Source organism: Rathayibacter tritici, assembly GCF_001641005.1.
GTDB classification, from domain to species: Bacteria; Actinomycetota; Actinomycetes; order Actinomycetales; family Microbacteriaceae; genus Rathayibacter; species Rathayibacter tritici.
Genome location: NZ_CP015515.1, coordinates 587923 through 602585, shown reverse-complemented (window position 1 = coordinate 602585; position 14663 = coordinate 587923). Strand labels below are relative to the sequence as shown.

Below are 14663 nucleotides of genomic sequence, written 5' to 3'. Positions count from 1 at the left end.
ACGGAGCGGAGTCGGTGGGATTTGAACCCACGGAACCCAATAAAGGGCTCTCCACCTTAGCAGGGTGGTGCACTCGACCGGACTATGCGACGACTCCTGAGCGCCCGCTGGCGGACGCACGACGACCATCATAACCGCACCCGCGAGGGCCCCGCGACACGGGCGCACGCCTCCGCGCCGGACTGGGGCGACGGCCCCGGAAGCCGTGCTGCTACTGGTCCGAGAGCGTGCGGCCGATCGTGCAAGTCTCCTGCTGCGCGGTCTGGCCGGAGACATCGCTCGGGAGGGTGACCGGCCCGTCGGGCGCGGTCGTCGCGGGAGCCTGGGGCGTCGCGGCGGGCACCTGGGTCGCGGTGGGCGCCGGATCGGTCGACTGCGAGCCGCCGCCGGTCGTACCGCTCAGGGCGATCGGCTGGTCCGCGAGGAGCGCGGCGTTCAGCGCCGCCGCCGCATCCCCACTCGGATACACGCCGTTGCCGTCGACGTACGTTGGGTACTGCACGAAGACCACCTTCGCGAGATCGACGTCCTTCACGGCCAGGCCGATCGACACCAGGGTGTTCACGTTCTCGAGCGAGGTCGAGAGCTGCATATTCGAGACGGCCGCCTTCGCGAGGCCGTAGAGATTGACCGGATTCGACAGGGTCGACGCGCTCTTCACCTTGCGCACGAGGGACGAGAGGTAGACCTGCTGGCTCGAGATGCGGGTGAGGTCGCTGCCATCGCCGACTCCGTGGCGAGTACGCAGGAACGCCAGCGCCTCGGCACCGACGAGGGTGTGGGTGCCCGCGTCGAGGTTCAGGCCCGTGTACTCGTCCTGGATCGGCGTCGCCACGCAGACGTCGACTCCGCCCACGGCGTTGGACATTTCGATGACACCCTCGAACTGGATCAGGGCCGCGTAGGGGATCTGCAGCCCGGTCAGCTGCTCCACCGTCTTCACGGTGCAGGCCAGCCCGCCCGCTTCGAGCGAGGTGTTGATCTTCGCCGAGTCCACGGCGCCCGAGACGGCTCCGGTCTTCGGGTCGGTGCAGGAGGGGATCGGGACGTACAGGTCCCGAGGGAAACTGACTACCTCGACGGTGGAGTGGTCGGCCGAGATGTGCATGAGCATAGTGACGTCGTTGAGGTTCTCGGCCCGGTCGCCGAAAGCGCCCGCCGCCGACCCGTCCGCACTGTCGCTGCCGGCGAGCAGGATGTTGACGCCGCCCTGGATCGCCCCGATCTCGGGGACCGTGCCGCCGCCCGCGCCGAGGTCGACGGAGGGACGCGCGCTGCCGGCGATCAGCGAGGCGGCGATGGCCACGATGCAGACGGCGCTGAGCAGGCCCACACCCGCGCAGGCCGCGAGGACCCGTACGGCGAAACGCACTCCGCTCTGCCGTCGCAGGCGGCCGTGCCGTGCTGCGGTGGTCCGGGTGGACGCGCGTTCGCTCATCGGGTCGTACTCTCTCTCGGCTGCAGGACGCGGGTCGTCCCGGAGTCAGCGCACGAGGTGGAGCGCAGCTGTGCCGCCGCCCGCCCTCGCCTCAGCCGAAGAATCCGACCGAGCAGGTCTGCTGGTCGGCACTTTGGCCGGTCACCGAGTCTGGCAGGGCAACCTTGGATCCGCCCTCGGGAGTCACTGCAGGAGCGCCCGGTGTCGCCTCCGCTGTCGCGAGCGGGTCGGCGGTCGCCGGTCCGGACGGAGCAGCGGTGCCGTCGGGAGCGGCTGCCTCGCCCTCCACGGTCGCGCCGGCGCCCGTCCCGCCGGTGATCGCGATCGGCTGATCGGTCTGCAGCGCGTTCGCCAGGACGTCGCCCGCGGCGCGGTCCGGCTCCACTCCGCTCGGGGTCGCCCCGGTCGGATACTGCGCGAAGACCACGTCCGCGAGGTCGACGTCCTTCAGTGCCAGCCCCATCTGGACCATCGTGTTCACGTTGTCGAGCCCGGTCGAGAGCGTCATGTTGCCCAGCGCCGCCTTCGCGAGCCCATAGAGCGCGACCGGGTTGAGGAGGGTGTCCGCGCTCTTGATCTGGCGCACCAGCGCCGAGAGGAACACCTGCTGGTTGCTGATACGGGTGAGGTCGCTGCCGTTGCCGATGCCGTGGCGGCTGCGGAGGAACTGCAGTGCGGCCATCCCCTTGAGCGAGTGCACGCCCGGCTCAAGGTAGGTGTTGGTGTAGGGGTCGGCGATCTCGGTCGCGACGCAGACATCGACTCCGCCGACTGCGTTCGACATTTCGATCACGCCGTTGAACTGGACGACCGCTCCGTAGTCGACCCGAACGCCCATCAGATCCTCGACGACACCCGCCACGCAGCCGAGGCTGACGTCCTTGCCCATCGCCTCATTGATCTTGGTGTCGTATCGAGCAGGGATTGTCTCGCCCGTCACCGCGTTCGCACACTCGGGGATGTCGACGTACATGTCGCGGGGGAAGCTCACCACGGTGGCGTTGCTGTGGTCGGCCGAGACGTGCATCAGCATGTTGACGTCGTTGAGGACACTCGTCTCCTCAGCGGGGTCTCCGTAAGCCTCGCCCTGGCCCTTGCGCGAGTCGCTGCCGACGACGAGGACGTTGAAACCGCCCTCCAGCGCGCCGATCTCCGGAGCACCTTCGGCCTGAACGCTGGACCCGCCGGCGCCCGGGTGCAGGTCGACCGAGGGCTGCACGGACCCCACGAGCAGGCTCGCCGCGAGCGCGACCACCGACACCGAGGCGACCAGGCCGACGCCGCCGACCAGAGCGGCTCCCTTCACCAGGGTCCGCCCGAGAGTGTGCCGTTTCTGGCGGCCGTGGCGGACGAAGGGCCGAGGCGCACGCGGAGTGTCGCGAGTCTGTGTCGTAGGGCCCGTGCGGCGCATCCGTCTCCCGGTGTCGAGGCGTCAGTGGTGCGAAAGTGAGGCCCTAGTATCGAGCGCGGGCATCCCGCAATCCTATACAGAGGGGTGGCGCGATCCGAAGGGAAGGCGGCGGGCCTCCGTCCCCACGCGCCAGGCGGGGCTCCTCGGCTCGCTCGTGCCGGTCGCCGATGCGCCTGCGCCGAGCGCTAAAGTTCGACTGCCGGATCCGGGAGGGGTGAGCGGATCGGCTCGAGTCGACGTCGGCGGATCAGCACCACCCCGCAAAGGACGCGAGATGAACGACCAGCCCGCTCCGGAGAACGCTCACGAGGGCATGCGAGAAGACGGACCCCGCCGCGGACGATGGGTCGGCCTCGTGGTCGGCGCGGTCGCGGCCGCGGTTGTCCTCGTCGGCGCCGGGGTGCTGATCGGCTCGACCCTCGACCCTGGTGCCGGCGCCGCAGGGGCGGGAGTGACCGCCTCTCCGGCTCCGACTGGCCGCGCATCTACGGGCCCGACGACCGCCGCACCGCAGGAGGCTGCTCCGGAATCGATCCCGGCCTCAACGCCGACACCTCCGGACGTGCCCGGGCCGACGCCGAGCACGGCCGACGGCGGCGTGGCCTCGTGGATCATCGGCTTCGACGGAGTGGGGCCCCTCACCCTCGGCGCCGCGCTCCCGGAGGCTACCGCCGCCCTGGACGCGACGGGCCTCGCTCCCATCGAAGACGGGGAGTGCCCCTCCGACCATCGCAACCTGCCCGGCGACGGGAACGCCTGGATCCAGGTCGACGCGGACCCGTCCGGCTCGACGGTGGCCCTCGTCAGCGTGTGGGACCCGGCGGCCGACGGCGGCGTGCAAGCACCGGGCACCCTCCCCGCGACGGCGGAGGGGATCACCATCGGCTCCTCGGCGGCCGAGCTCCGTACTGCCTACCCCGAGCTCACGACCTGGCAGACCCTGTCCGACGAGCCCGGCTACGCGATCGACGACGACCGGGGACGGCGGATCTGGTTCCGGGTCGACGGCGCCTCCGACGTCGTGCAGGCGGTCTCCGTGTCGCAGAGCGACCGGTTCCCGGTCGGAGGCTGCGGCGTCTAGACGGGCGTGCCGGCCGGCACGCGGCCGGCCGGGCGGCGACACGGCTGTAAAGCGGAGGGCGTGGGATTCGAACCCACGAGACATCTCTGCCCACCAGTTATCGAGTCAGGTCAGCGGGCCGAAGTTCGCCCCGAGATGACAGTGCGATCCGCAGAACGGCGCGGATGTCGTCCCTTCCCGTCTCGGCCAATCTCGGGCCATACCCGCTCGTAATGGCACGCGCATGGCACGATCGGCGCCAGCAACTCGGGCCCCACCCTCGTGGAACACAAAAACGCCCCCTCGCCGTTCCCGAAGGAGTGGCGAGAGGGCGCCTTGAAGTTCTGTCCAGCGATTCAGGGATTTCGGTACAGCATGTCGTGGTTGCAGTTGTTCCGAAGAACGATCCGCCCCTCGTCCCAGTGGAAGGTGACGCGGTTACCGTTGTCGACGTATGCCTCGAAGACCGCTTCCTTCAAGCCCTTCATCTTGTGGGTGTGAAGGCCAGGGTGACGAGGGTTCTCCGCGAGCTGCCGGATGCACTCCTCGACCGCCTCGCGCATGTGCTTCGGCTTCTTGCCAAGGACCTTCTTGAAGTTCGGCGTAACGCGGAAAGCGTGGCTCACTCGTCGGGCTCGTTCAGCCAGGCGATCAGGTCCTCCGCGGACTCGAAGTCCTGGTACTCACCGCTACGCAGTTCACGGAGTGCGATGCCTTCCTCGCGCTGCCACGCAGCAGTCCAGTAGTAGCCCTGGCTTCCGTGGGTGTCGACGGCCTTGTTCGTGGCAGCTCGCACACTCATCCCGAGCTTGGAGCCAGAAGACATCGCTCCTGACGCGAACGGACCGCGCGCGGCGTCCTGCGTGGGGTAGAGGTCCGAGAACTTTGCGCTCGCGGGCGAGTAGGTGATAGCGGACGCCGAGATCGCGACGGCGGTCGCTGCCTTCAAAGCGAAGGTGTTCATGGTTGTTCTTCAGTCTCCGGCTCGCTGGGCGGCTCGGTCAGGTTCAGGTAGTTGCTGATGACGTAATACAGCTCGATCATCCGCTCCCGCGAGCACACAAGCGACACGATCGGCTCCACCTTCAGCACTCGTTCGGCGTCAGACATTCCCGCTGCGGCGCTCTCGTCGGGAACGTACGGCGGTGCAACGTGCCCGAACGTCAGGTAGGCGCCATCGTTCTGGCGGTCAAGCACGGGCACACCCGGCTGGATGAGGATCTGGTTCCAGTACGTCGGCGCCATACCCTGCCGCGCCGACCAGTCGATGGAGAACGGGACGACGGCCTCGTCTTCAGTGTCGGACATGACCGCCACCATACGCGACCTCTCCGTCGAGCAGCGGTCGGGTGTCGCGGGCCGACCATGCCCGTTAGGGTGCCGCGGCGAACGAGGTCGGCGTCCCTTCGTCGCCGACGAAGACCGGAGCCTCACGGACGGTCACGACCAATCTCCCGCGGTCAGATCCAGTGGCAGTGGCGGAAGGCGACGACGGCCCTCGACCCCAGGCAGTTCCACCAGCACGACATCCGGCACGCCGGGCTCACCGCGGCAGCCCAGGCGGGGGCGACTCTGCGCGAGCTGATGGACCGCGCGGGGCACCGGACGGCGAAGGCGGCGATTCTCCACCAGCACGTCGGCGCCGAGCGCGGACAGGTCATCGCGGCGGGCATTGACGCGGTCCTCGCGGGTGGTTCTGACACCCGCTATGGCACGCAGATGGCACGATCCGACGAGGACGAGCTTCCGCTCCTGCCACTGCTCGCCGAGTGATCGATCCTCCGACCAGGGCTTTTTACTGGCGGAGGGCGTGGGATTCGAACCCACGAGACATCTCTGCCCACCAGTTTTCAAGACTGGCTCCATCGGCCGCTCGGACAGCCCTCCTCGCCGCTCCCGCAGGAGCGACACCCGATAGTAACCGCCTGGCGGGGGCCACCGGGCGAGTCGGAGGTGGACGGCGCGCGCCGGGCTCCGTCGCAACGAAGGCCGTGAGCCCCGATCGGCGGCAGTAACGGCTCCTGCCGCCCCACAGCCTTCGTTGCGCAGCGCCCCGGCCTCAGCGCAGCGCCGAGAGCGCCACCGCCACGCCGTCCTGGTGCACAGACGGGATCACGGCGGACGCCACGGCGCGCACCTCGTCGGGCGCCTGGCCCATCGCGAGGCCCGAACCCTCGGCGGCGGCCCAGGTGAGCATCTCGATGTCGTTGCGGCCGTCGCCCAGCGCGACCACGTCGCTCCGCTCGATGCCCAGCTGTTCGCGAACGACCTCGAGCGCGGTGGACTTGTTGACGCCGTGCGGGGCGAGGTCGAGCCAGGCGGTCCAGCCGATCGCGTAGCTGACCTGGTGCAGACCCATCTCCTCGATCAGGGCCGCGAAGGCGTCGATGCCGGTCTCGGGCGAGATGACGACCACGCGGGTGCACAGCCGGCCGAGCAGATCCTCGAAGGGGACGCGGGCCGTCTCGGCGCCCATCACGGCGCCGCCGGGGAACGCTTCGGTGGAGAAGAAGGCGCCGTCCGCGTCCTCGATGGCGTAGTGCGCGGCGGGAAGGGAGCGGCGGATCGTCTCGAGGACATCCGACGGGTCGAAGGTCTCCACGGCCTCGGGGACGTACGTGCCGGAGGCGTCACGGCGGAGAGTCACGGCTCCGTTGCAGCAGATCACGAACTCGGGTGAGATGCCCAGCCGCTCGACGACGGGCAGGGTCGCAACGGGAGAGCGCCCAGTGGCGAGCATGACCTCGTCGCCCTGCGCGGCCACGCGGGTGATCGCGTCCGTCACCGCGCGGGTGATGGTGCCGTCCTCGTGCATGACGGTGCCGTCGATGTCGAGGGCGACGAGGCGGCGGCCGGAGGAGCGCGTGCTCACGAGACGGGCTCGAGCACCTCGAGGCCACCGAGGTGGGGCCGCAGCGACTCGGGGACGAACACCGAGCCGTCGGCCCGCTGGTGGGTTTCGAGGAGCGCGACGATCCAGCGGGTGGTCGCCAGGGTGCCGTTGAGCGTCGCGACCGGAGCTGTCTTGCCCGATTCGGTGCGGTAGCGGGTGTCGAGGCGGCGGGCCTGGAAGGTGGTGCAGTTGGAGGTGGAGGTCAGCTCGCGGTAGGTCTCCTGCGTGGGCACCCAGGCCTCGACGTCGAATTTGCGCGCGGCGCTCTGACCGAGATCGCCGGCCGCCGTGTCGATGACGCGGTAGTGCAGCCCGAGGCTCTGCAGGATGTCCTCCTGGTACGAGAGCAGGCGAGCGTGCTCCGCCTCCGCCTCCTCGGGGAGGGTGTAGACGAACATCTCGAGCTTGCTGAACTGGTGCACGCGGATGATGCCGCGAGTGTCGCGTCCGCCCGAGCCGGCCTCGCGGCGGTAGCAGGTGCTCCAACCCGCGTAGCGCTTCGCGCCACGGGAGAGGTCGAGGATCTCGTCCGCGTGGTATCCGGCGAGGGCGACCTCGCTGGTGCCGGTGAGGTACAGGTCATCGTCGCGGAGGCGGTACACCTCGTCGTCGTGCTCGCCGAGGAAGCCGGTGCCGTCCATGATCTCCGGGCGCACCAGCGTGGGCGTGATCAGCGGCGTGAAGCCTGCGGCGAGCGCCTTCTCGAGCCCGAGGTTCATCAGGGCGATCTCGAGGCGGGCGACGAGGCCCTTGAGGAAGTAGAAGCGCGCGCCGCTGACCTTGGCTCCGCGCTGCATGTCGATGCCGTCCAACAGCTCGCCCAGCTCGAGGTGATCGCGCGGGATGAAGTCGAAAATCGGGCGCTCGCCGACGGTCTTCACGAGCTCGAACGAGTCCTCGCCGCCCGCGGGGACGCCGTCGATGATCGGGTTGGCGATTCGCTTCACCAGCACGGTGAAGGCGTCGTCGGCATCCGAGGCCTCCTGCTGCGCCTGCTTGGCGGCGGCGGCGAGGCGCTGCGCTTGGGCGACCAGGGCCGCCTTCTCGTCCTTCGGCGCCTGGGCGACGGTCTTGCCGAAGGCGTTCTGCTCGGCACGCAGCCGCTCCGCCTCGGTGATCGCCGCACGGCGCGCCCGGTCGGCCTCGAGCGCGTCGTCGACCAGGTCGACGGAGTCGCCGCGCGCCTGCTGCGAGCGCTTGAGGATATCCGGGTTCTCGCGCAGAAGTACGGGATCAATCACCCCAGCAGTGTAGAGGAGGGCCGTGACGGGCCGCCTCCCGAGTGAACACCCCGGCTCGGCTGAGCATCGACCGCGAGGAGACATCCGATCGCATCGACGGCTGCGAATGTGTGACGTCCCCCCGAGAACGCCCCCCCGTTCGACATCCCGCTCCCCCGAAGGCTCTCCCATGCACGCCACCCCCCTGCTCGACGCGACCCCCGGCATCGTCCTGGAGCGCGACGGTTCCGTCGCCCGGATCACCCTCAACCGCCCCGACGCCCTGAATGCGATCGACCTCGGCACCGCGCGCCTGCTGCTGCGCACCGTGGCCGACCTCGACGCGGAGTGCTCCGTCATCGTGATCGCGGCGGCCGGCCGCGCCTTCTGCACGGGCGGCGACATCTCGGCGATCATGGGCTCCGAGCACCCCGATCACTACCTGCGCGACGTCGCGACCACCACCGCCCAGGTGATCCGCCTGCTCGAGGACAGCCGCGCCGTCGTCGTCTGCGCGATCGACGGCATGGTCGCGGGCGCCGGTATCGCCTTCGCCCTCGCGGCGGACATCGTGATCGCGACACCCGCGGCCCTCTTCCTCAGCGCGTACGGAGACGTCGGGTTCGTTCCCGACGTCGGAGTCACCGCGGCGCTCCCCCGCGTCGTGGGTCGCCGCCGCGCCCTCGACTTCGTGCTCTCGGGCCGCCCGGTCCGCGCCGTCGAGGCGCTGGAGTGGCAGCTGGTCACCGAGGTCGTGCCGCGCGCCGACCTCGCCGGCCGCGTCGACGAGCGGGTGCGCGCGCTGGCCGCGAAGCCGGCGCACGTCGCGGCCGCCGCCCGCCGCCTCCTGCGCACGGACCCACTCGACCGCGCCGAGCGGGTCGTCGAGGAGACGGACATCCTGGTGGAGTTCCTGGCCGTGCCGGCGACGCGCACGCTTTTGGACGCCGAGCACGAGCGCCAGACGCGCCGGGCCGCCCGCGCGACCGCGTCGGTCTGACCCGGCGAGCGCCGGCCCCAGGCTCCGGGGCACAGCCGGACCCCGGCAGCGGCGTGCGCCTCACCGGGCGGCCGCCCGCGATCTCGGCTACGGTGGTCTGCGCGAAGGGGAGTAGTTCCCACCGTCCGCCTGCGCGGACGACGAGGCGCGTCGACATGCTGGTCCGGGACGATCCGGGCCCGGCGCGCCACCCCGGTTCCGGCCGGGGCGAACGAGACCTTCGGTCAGTCGACACACGTCCTGACCGCCCCTCTCGTGCGGGTCGGCGGGCCTACCCCGGGAGACCGCATGGCGAGCACCACCCCCAGCCCGACGCAGGTGCGCCGTTGGCGCCGCTACCTCGCCGACGAGCTCGCGGAGGCGTCCGTCTACCGCGACCTGGCCGGCCGCCGCACCGGCGAGGAGCGCGAGATCCTGCTCGCGCTGGCCGAGGCCGAGGGCCGGCACGAGGACCACTGGCGCGAGTTGCTCGGCCCCGCCGCGGAGCCCGCGCCCCGCGCCGACCTGCGCACCCGCTTCCTCGGCCTTCTGACCCGGCGCTTCGGCTCCGTCTTCGTGCTCGCGCTGATCCAGCGCGCCGAGGCCCGCTCGCCCTACGCCGACGACGACGACGCGACGGAGGCGATGGCCGCCGACGAGCGGATCCACGGCGAGGTCGTCCGCGGTCTCGCCGAGCGCGGCCGCAACCGCCTCTCCGGCACCTTCCGCGCGGCCGTCTTCGGCGCGAACGACGGCCTGGTCTCCAACCTCGCGCTCGTGCTGGGAGTCGGGGCGAGCGGAGTCGCGACGAGCGTCGTCCTGCTGACCGGCATCGCGGGCCTGCTGGCCGGCGCGCTCTCGATGGGCGCGGGCGAGTTCGTCTCGGTGCGCTCGCAGCGCGAGCTGCTCTCGGCCTCGAGCCCCGACCTCGATGCGAACCGCGTCGTCCCCGACCTGGACGTGGACGCGAACGAACTCGCCCTGGTCTACCGCGCGCGGGGGATGACGCAGGAGCAGGCGGACGCGCGCGCCGCCTCCGTCTTCACCGGCCTGCGCGGCGGCGCAGTCACCTCACCGATCACGCTCGGCGGCCCGGCGGGCGACCCGGACGTGGATGAGCACGAGTCGGTCGGTACGGGCATGGGCGCGGGGCTCTCGAGCTTCTGCTTCTTCGCCTCGGGGGCGATCATCCCGGTGCTGCCCTACCTGCTCGGCTTGACCGGGTTCGGCGCCGTCCTCGTCGCGTGCCTCCTGGTCGGGATCGCCCTGCTCGCCACCGGTGCCGTTGTCGGGCTGCTCTCGGGTGCTCCGCCCCTGGCCCGCGCGCTGCGCCAGCTCGGCATCGGCTACGGCGCCGCGCTGGTCACCTACCTGCTGGGCCTGCTCTTCGGCGCGACCGGAGTGTGAGTGCCGGCCTCGAGTAGCTGCGCGGCCTCGCCCGACACCTCCGCCCGGGGGCGCACGACGACGCCGCGCCAGCGCAGCGCGGCCACTCCGACCGCGAGGAGCAGCGACGCCGGCAGGCAGCCCAGCAGCGGGATGCAGGAGTAGTAGAGGAGCTGCCGCTGGATCCACGCCGGCGAGGGCACGTCGGAGTCGCCGTAGTACGGCGGGGGCGGTGAGGAGTAGCCCGTGTAGAGCAGCGCGAGGCCGATCGCGGATCCTGCGAGACCGGCGAGCAGGAGCACGAGCAGCCACGGGTTGCGCAGGAGCGGAGCCTCGCGGGCGGGCTCCGCTGGCGCCTGCTGGCCGGGGTCTTCCGGTTCCGGCAGGGGTACGGAGGCGGTTTCTGCGCCGATGCGGTGGGAGCGGCGGCCCGCGGCGGCTCCCGCGATGTCGGGCAGGGGCAGGATGCGCCGCGGGACCGCCGACGAGTCGGGGCGGACCAGGCGCGGGGGCGCAGAGGCCGAATCGGGAGCGACGGCCGCACCGGGAGGAGACCCGGCGGTGGCCGCACCCGTGCCGGGCCTCGCGAAGGCGCGCTCGTCACCGCGCAGCCGGTCCACTCCGCCGGAGAATCCGCGCTGGAAGGCCGGGTCGTACCGCGGATCGACCTGCTCGCCGTCGTCAGTCATCGTCGCGATCCGTCATCGTCGTCTCCGGTCATCGTCGACCTCCGGCTTGTGGGAGAGGATCCCGTGCAGCCACTCGCGGGCCTCGAGGAACACGTCGTCGTCGTAGCGTCGCACGGAGGTGACGGGGCGGCGGTCAGCGCGCGGGTACGAACCGAGGAAGATCACCTTCGGGCTGAAGCGCCGCAGACCCATCAGCGCGTCGGCGACCCGCTCGTCCTGCACATGGCCGTCGAGGTCGATCACGAACCGGTACCGGCCCAGCGCATCGCCGATCGGCCGCGACTGGATCATGCTCAGGTTCACCCCGCGGGTCGCGAACTGCTCCAGCATGTCCAGCAGCGCACCCGGTTGGTCGGCCGGGAGCTCGGCGATCACGCTCGTCTTATCGGCACCCGTGGGCTCGGGCAGCGCGTGAGAGCGCGAGACGTGCACGAAGCGGGTCACGGCGTTCAGGTTGTCGCCGATCCGCTCGGCGAGCACCGCCACGTCGTGGTGCGTGAGGATGCCGGGCGGAGCGATCGCCGCCTGCGCGGGCGACCCGCTCAGCAGGTCGACGGTGGCCTGGACGTTGCTCGACGCGGGCAGGTGCTCGTGGCTGGGGATCTCCCGGTCCAGCCACACCCGGCACTGCCCGTAGGCGACCGGATGCGCGGCGACCGTGCGCACGTCCTCGAGCCGCGTTTCCGGGCGACCGACCAGGATGAATGACACCGGCACCAGGTATTCGCCGACGATGCGCAGCCCCGGGATCCGCGCCAGCGCGTCCTGCGCGGCCGTCACTCCGCCCTCCACCGAATTCTCGATCGCGATGACCGCGCCGTCGCTGCGACCGGTGACCAGATCGCTCAGCGCCTCGCCCACGTTCGCGACGCTGCGCCACAGCTGCCCGCGCGCCTCCGGAACCTGCGCGAGGGCCGCCTCCGTGAACGTGCCGCTGGGTCCGAGATAGCTGTACGTACGGGACTCGGGGACACTGTCGGGCATGGCGCAAGCCTAGCCAGCCGCGGTACCCCTGGAAGCGGCCGTACTGCCACTATGGACGGCATGACCGCTCAAGCAGGGAAGCCGGCGCAGGCCTCCGATCTCATCGACGTCGAGGCCCTCGTCAGGGCGTACTACGAGAAGAAACCGGATGTCGCCGACCCGGCGCAGAAGGTGGTCTTCGGCACCTCCGGCCACCGCGGCTCCGCGTTCGACACGGCCTTCAACGAGGACCACATCGCCGCCGTCACGCAGGCGATCGTCGAGTACCGGACCGAGCAGGGCATCACCGGTCCGCTCTTCATCGGCGCCGACACTCACGCGCTCTCGCGTCCGGCGCTGACCACCGCGCTCGAGGTGCTGGTGGGCAATCAGGTGCGCGTGCTGGTCGATGAGTTCGACGACTTCGTGCCGACCCCCGCGCTCAGCCATGCGATTCTCCGCTACAACAACGACCCTGCCCACACCGACCGCGCGGACGGCATCGTGGTCACCCCCTCGCACAATCCGCCCCGCGACGGCGGCTTCAAGTACAACCCGCCGCACGGCGGACCGGCCGACTCCGACGCGACGACGTGGATCGCGAACCGCGCCAACGAACTCATCGCCGACGGCAACCGCGGCGTGACCTCGGCCGAGCCCTCCGCGGTCGAAACCTACGACTACCGCACGCACTACGTCGCAGACCTGGCGACCATCATCGACCTCGACGCGATCGAAAAGGCGGGCGTGCGGATCGGGGCCGACCCGCTCGGCGGCGCCTCGGTGCACTACTGGCAGCTGATCGCCGAGATGTACGAGCTCGACCTGACCGTCGTCAACGGCGAGGTCGACCCAGCCTGGGGCTTCATGACCCTCGACTGGGACGGCAAGATCCGGATGGACCCGTCCTCCCCCAGCGCGATGGCCTCGGTGGTCGCGCGCGCCGGCGACTTCGACATCCTCACCGGCAATGATGCGGACGCCGACCGCCACGGCATCGTCACCCCCGACGGCGGGCTGATGAACCCCAACCACTACCTCGCCGTCGCGATCGACTACCTCTACCGCCACCGCACGGGCTGGCGCGAGGACGCGGCGATCGGCAAGACGCTGGTCTCCTCCTCGATCATCGATCGGGTTGCCGAGTCGCTGGGCCGTCGGCTCTGGGAAGTCCCGGTGGGCTTCAAGTGGTTCGTTCCCGGGCTGGTCGACGGCTCGGTCGGCTTCGGCGGCGAGGAGTCGGCTGGCGCGTCCTTCCTCCGCTTCGACGGCACCGTCTGGACCACGGACAAGGACGGCATCCTGTTGGCGCTGCTCGCCTCGGAGATCGTCGCTGTCACGGGGAAGAGCCCGTCGGCGCTGTACCGCGAGCTGACCGAGCGCTTCGGCGACCCCGTCTACGAGCGCGTGGACGCGGTGGCGACGAAGGCGCAGAAGGCCGCGCTCGGCAAGCTCGACGGCGACGCAATCGCGGCGACGACGCTCGCCGGGTCCGAGATCACGGCGAAGCTCTCGAAGGCGCCCGGCAACGGCGCGGCCGTCGGAGGAGTCAAGGTCGTCACCGAGGACGCGTGGTTCGCCGCGCGCCCCTCCGGCACGGAAGACGTCTACAAGATCTACGCCGAGAGCTTCCGCGGCCTCGACCACCTGCACGAGGTCCAGGCCGAGGCGCGCACGATCGTCGACGCCGCGCTCAACTCCTAGCTCACCGCACTCTCCGCCCACGGAGTGCCGCGCGGACGAGGGCGACGACAGCGGGGAGGTCGGGGAGGTCGTCGGCGGTGAGCTCGATGACGTGCCAACCCGCGGCGCGGAGGCGTCCCATCCGCGCGCGGTCGCGACGCCAGCGGCCTTTCTCGACGCGGTGGTAGTCGCCGTGGTACTCGATCACGATGCGGGCCCAGGCGATGCAGAGGTCGACGCGGGCGAGGAACACGCCCGCCCGGTCGCGGATCTCGACGTTCGCCTCGACACCGGCGATCCCGGCGAGGACCAGTGCGACGCGCACCAGCGACTCGGGACGCGACTCCGCCCGCCCGTCGAGCAGGGGCAGCGCCCGCCGCAGAGCGCGCAGGCCGCGCCGACTCGGGTAGTGATCGACGGCTGCCGCGAGTCCCAGCGCATCGACGAGTCGGGCATGCAGGAAAAAGTCGCCGACCGCAACGAGATCGGCGAGCGGGAGCATTGTGCCCAGGTCGCACCAGGTCCGCTCGGGTCTGGTCAGCCGGCCGCGGCGGCCGGCGAGGACGTCCCCGGGCCCGAGGCGGAGGGAGCGCCCCGCGAGCCCGGCGGCGTGTGGTGCCCGCGCCGGTGCCTCGACGGCGACGTCGATGGTCGTCCGCTTCTCCCAGCGAAGGTCGAGGGGCGCGCCCCAGAGCAGCGCCGCAGTGGGCCCGCAGACGAAGGCGTGCTCGCCGAGACGGAGGAGGAGCGCTGCGCATCGGTCGACCAGCGCCGTGGCGGGCACGACCGACCGCATCCCGTACACCGGGGCGTCGATCCTGCGCATCGCCGCCCGCGACAGCCCCGCCGCGGACCCCTCCGCCACCCTGAACACGCCGTCCCTCACGCGCCCATGCTGACCTGCCCGTCCCCTCCCCCGCTCGCCCTCTCCACAGCCCTGC

Annotated in this window: 15 protein-coding genes and 2 tRNA genes; 5 read left to right on the top strand and 12 right to left on the bottom strand. The window is 71.0% G+C overall.

Annotated elements, in window-relative coordinates; all coding sequences use genetic code 11:
- Positions 1 to 6: 6 nt before the first annotated feature.
- The 3 genes from A6122_RS02800 to A6122_RS02790 all read right to left on the bottom strand — a co-directional run bounded on the left by A6122_RS02800 (position 7) and on the right by A6122_RS02790 (position 2744).
- A tRNA-Ser gene (locus A6122_RS02800) sits at positions 7 to 97 on the bottom strand.
- Positions 98 to 211: 114 nt separating this feature from the next.
- Positions 212 to 1438 carry an LCP family protein gene (locus A6122_RS02795; RefSeq protein WP_068251373.1) on the bottom strand — a complete coding sequence of 409 codons (1227 nt, stop codon included), beginning with the start codon at positions 1436 to 1438 and terminating at the stop codon, positions 212 to 214.
- Between the two features lie 91 nt (positions 1439 to 1529).
- A complete protein-coding gene (locus A6122_RS02790; RefSeq protein WP_237358223.1) occupies positions 1530 to 2744 on the bottom strand; it encodes an LCP family protein in 1215 nt (404 codons plus the stop codon).
- A 379-nt stretch (positions 2745 to 3123) separates the two neighbouring features.
- Between A6122_RS02790 and A6122_RS02785 the strand changes: the two genes are divergently transcribed.
- Positions 3124 to 3930 (top strand): hypothetical protein, encoded by an 807-nt coding sequence (locus A6122_RS02785; RefSeq protein ID WP_068251367.1) that lies wholly within the window; start codon positions 3124 to 3126, stop codon positions 3928 to 3930.
- Between the two features lie 335 nt (positions 3931 to 4265).
- On the opposite strand, the gene A6122_RS02780 is transcribed toward A6122_RS02785, so the two are convergent.
- From A6122_RS02780 to A6122_RS02770, 3 genes are read right to left on the bottom strand one after another with little or no spacing between them, the layout of a single operon-like run.
- Entirely contained in the window at positions 4266 to 4535 is a 270-nt protein-coding gene (locus A6122_RS02780; RefSeq protein WP_084415771.1) for a hypothetical protein, read from the bottom strand.
- Positions 4532 to 4873, bottom strand: coding sequence for a hypothetical protein (locus A6122_RS02775; RefSeq protein ID WP_068251364.1), 342 nt, complete (start codon positions 4871 to 4873; stop codon positions 4532 to 4534). Before A6122_RS02775 ends, A6122_RS02780 begins: the two co-directional genes overlap by 4 nt.
- Positions 4870 to 5217 carry a hypothetical protein gene (locus tag A6122_RS02770; protein ID WP_146077274.1) on the bottom strand — a complete coding sequence of 116 codons (348 nt, stop codon included), beginning with the start codon at positions 5215 to 5217 and terminating at the stop codon, positions 4870 to 4872. Before A6122_RS02770 ends, A6122_RS02775 begins: the two co-directional genes overlap by 4 nt.
- A gap of 276 nt (positions 5218 to 5493) precedes the next feature.
- Between A6122_RS02770 and A6122_RS16905 the strand changes: the two genes are divergently transcribed.
- Positions 5494 to 5682 (top strand): hypothetical protein, encoded by a 189-nt coding sequence (locus A6122_RS16905; protein WP_068251359.1) that lies wholly within the window; start codon positions 5494 to 5496, stop codon positions 5680 to 5682.
- A gap of 26 nt (positions 5683 to 5708) precedes the next feature.
- On the opposite strand, the gene A6122_RS02760 is transcribed toward A6122_RS16905, so the two are convergent.
- From A6122_RS02760 to serS, 3 genes are all read right to left on the bottom strand, one after another.
- Positions 5709 to 5796, bottom strand: a tRNA-Ser gene (locus tag A6122_RS02760).
- Positions 5797 to 5968: 172 nt separating this feature from the next.
- On the bottom strand, positions 5969 to 6781 hold the full coding sequence (locus A6122_RS02755) for an HAD family hydrolase (protein WP_084415770.1): 813 nt from the start codon (positions 6779 to 6781) through the stop codon (positions 5969 to 5971).
- Complete coding sequence (gene serS, locus A6122_RS02750) at positions 6778 to 8043, bottom strand: serine--tRNA ligase (protein ID WP_068251357.1); 1266 nt, start codon at positions 8041 to 8043, stop codon at positions 6778 to 6780. Before serS ends, A6122_RS02755 begins: the two co-directional genes overlap by 4 nt.
- A 169-nt stretch (positions 8044 to 8212) precedes the next feature.
- Between serS and A6122_RS02745 the strand changes: the two genes are divergently transcribed.
- Together A6122_RS02745 and A6122_RS02740 are read left to right on the top strand one after the other, a co-directional pair.
- Positions 8213 to 9022 carry an enoyl-CoA hydratase/isomerase family protein gene (locus A6122_RS02745; RefSeq protein WP_068251355.1) on the top strand — a complete coding sequence of 270 codons (810 nt, stop codon included), beginning with the start codon at positions 8213 to 8215 and terminating at the stop codon, positions 9020 to 9022.
- 288 nt (positions 9023 to 9310) lie between these two features.
- Positions 9311 to 10408, top strand: coding sequence for a VIT1/CCC1 transporter family protein (locus A6122_RS02740; protein WP_068251353.1), 1098 nt, complete (start codon positions 9311 to 9313; stop codon positions 10406 to 10408).
- On the opposite strand, the gene A6122_RS02735 is transcribed toward A6122_RS02740, so the two are convergent.
- Complete coding sequence (locus tag A6122_RS02735; RefSeq protein ID WP_068251350.1) at positions 10369 to 11076, bottom strand: hypothetical protein; 708 nt, start codon at positions 11074 to 11076, stop codon at positions 10369 to 10371. The two genes, A6122_RS02740 and A6122_RS02735, sit on opposite strands and share 40 nt — an antisense overlap.
- Positions 11077 to 11088: 12 nt before the next feature.
- Positions 11089 to 12060 carry a prephenate dehydratase gene (gene pheA, locus A6122_RS02730; RefSeq protein WP_068251347.1) on the bottom strand — a complete coding sequence of 324 codons (972 nt, stop codon included), beginning with the start codon at positions 12058 to 12060 and terminating at the stop codon, positions 11089 to 11091.
- Between the two features lie 60 nt (positions 12061 to 12120).
- Between pheA and pgm the strand changes: the two genes are divergently transcribed.
- Positions 12121 to 13743 carry a phosphoglucomutase (alpha-D-glucose-1,6-bisphosphate-dependent) gene (gene pgm, locus A6122_RS02725; RefSeq protein ID WP_068256912.1) on the top strand — a complete coding sequence of 541 codons (1623 nt, stop codon included), beginning with the start codon at positions 12121 to 12123 and terminating at the stop codon, positions 13741 to 13743.
- Between the two features lies 1 nt (position 13744).
- On the opposite strand, the gene A6122_RS02720 is transcribed toward pgm, so the two are convergent.
- Positions 13745 to 14608: an endonuclease domain-containing protein gene (locus tag A6122_RS02720; protein ID WP_146085064.1), complete on the bottom strand. Its 864-nt coding sequence runs from the start codon at positions 14606 to 14608 to the stop codon at positions 13745 to 13747.
- Positions 14609 to 14663 lie beyond the last annotated feature (55 nt).

What these genes read in the sequence shown, in the direction of transcription:
- A6122_RS02795 (WP_068251373.1), bottom strand. Translation starts at nt 1,438, where the DNA reads ATGAGCGAACGCGCGTCCACCCGGACCACCGCAGCACGGCACGGCCGC.
- A6122_RS02785 (WP_068251367.1), top strand. Translation starts at nt 3,124, where the DNA reads ATGAACGACCAGCCCGCTCCGGAGAACGCTCACGAGGGCATGCGAGAA.
- A6122_RS02775 (WP_068251364.1), bottom strand. Translation starts at nt 4,873, where the DNA reads ATGAACACCTTCGCTTTGAAGGCAGCGACCGCCGTCGCGATCTCGGCG.
- A6122_RS02770 (WP_146077274.1), bottom strand. Translation starts at nt 5,217, where the DNA reads ATGTCCGACACTGAAGACGAGGCCGTCGTCCCGTTCTCCATCGACTGG.
- A6122_RS16905 (WP_068251359.1), top strand. Translation starts at nt 5,494, where the DNA reads ATGGACCGCGCGGGGCACCGGACGGCGAAGGCGGCGATTCTCCACCAG.
- A6122_RS02745 (WP_068251355.1), top strand. Translation starts at nt 8,213, where the DNA reads ATGCACGCCACCCCCCTGCTCGACGCGACCCCCGGCATCGTCCTGGAG.
- A6122_RS02740 (WP_068251353.1), top strand. Translation starts at nt 9,311, where the DNA reads ATGGCGAGCACCACCCCCAGCCCGACGCAGGTGCGCCGTTGGCGCCGC.
- A6122_RS02735 (WP_068251350.1), bottom strand. Translation starts at nt 11,076, where the DNA reads ATGACTGACGACGGCGAGCAGGTCGATCCGCGGTACGACCCGGCCTTC.
- pheA (WP_068251347.1), bottom strand. Translation starts at nt 12,060, where the DNA reads ATGCCCGACAGTGTCCCCGAGTCCCGTACGTACAGCTATCTCGGACCC.
- pgm (WP_068256912.1), top strand. Translation starts at nt 12,121, where the DNA reads ATGACCGCTCAAGCAGGGAAGCCGGCGCAGGCCTCCGATCTCATCGAC.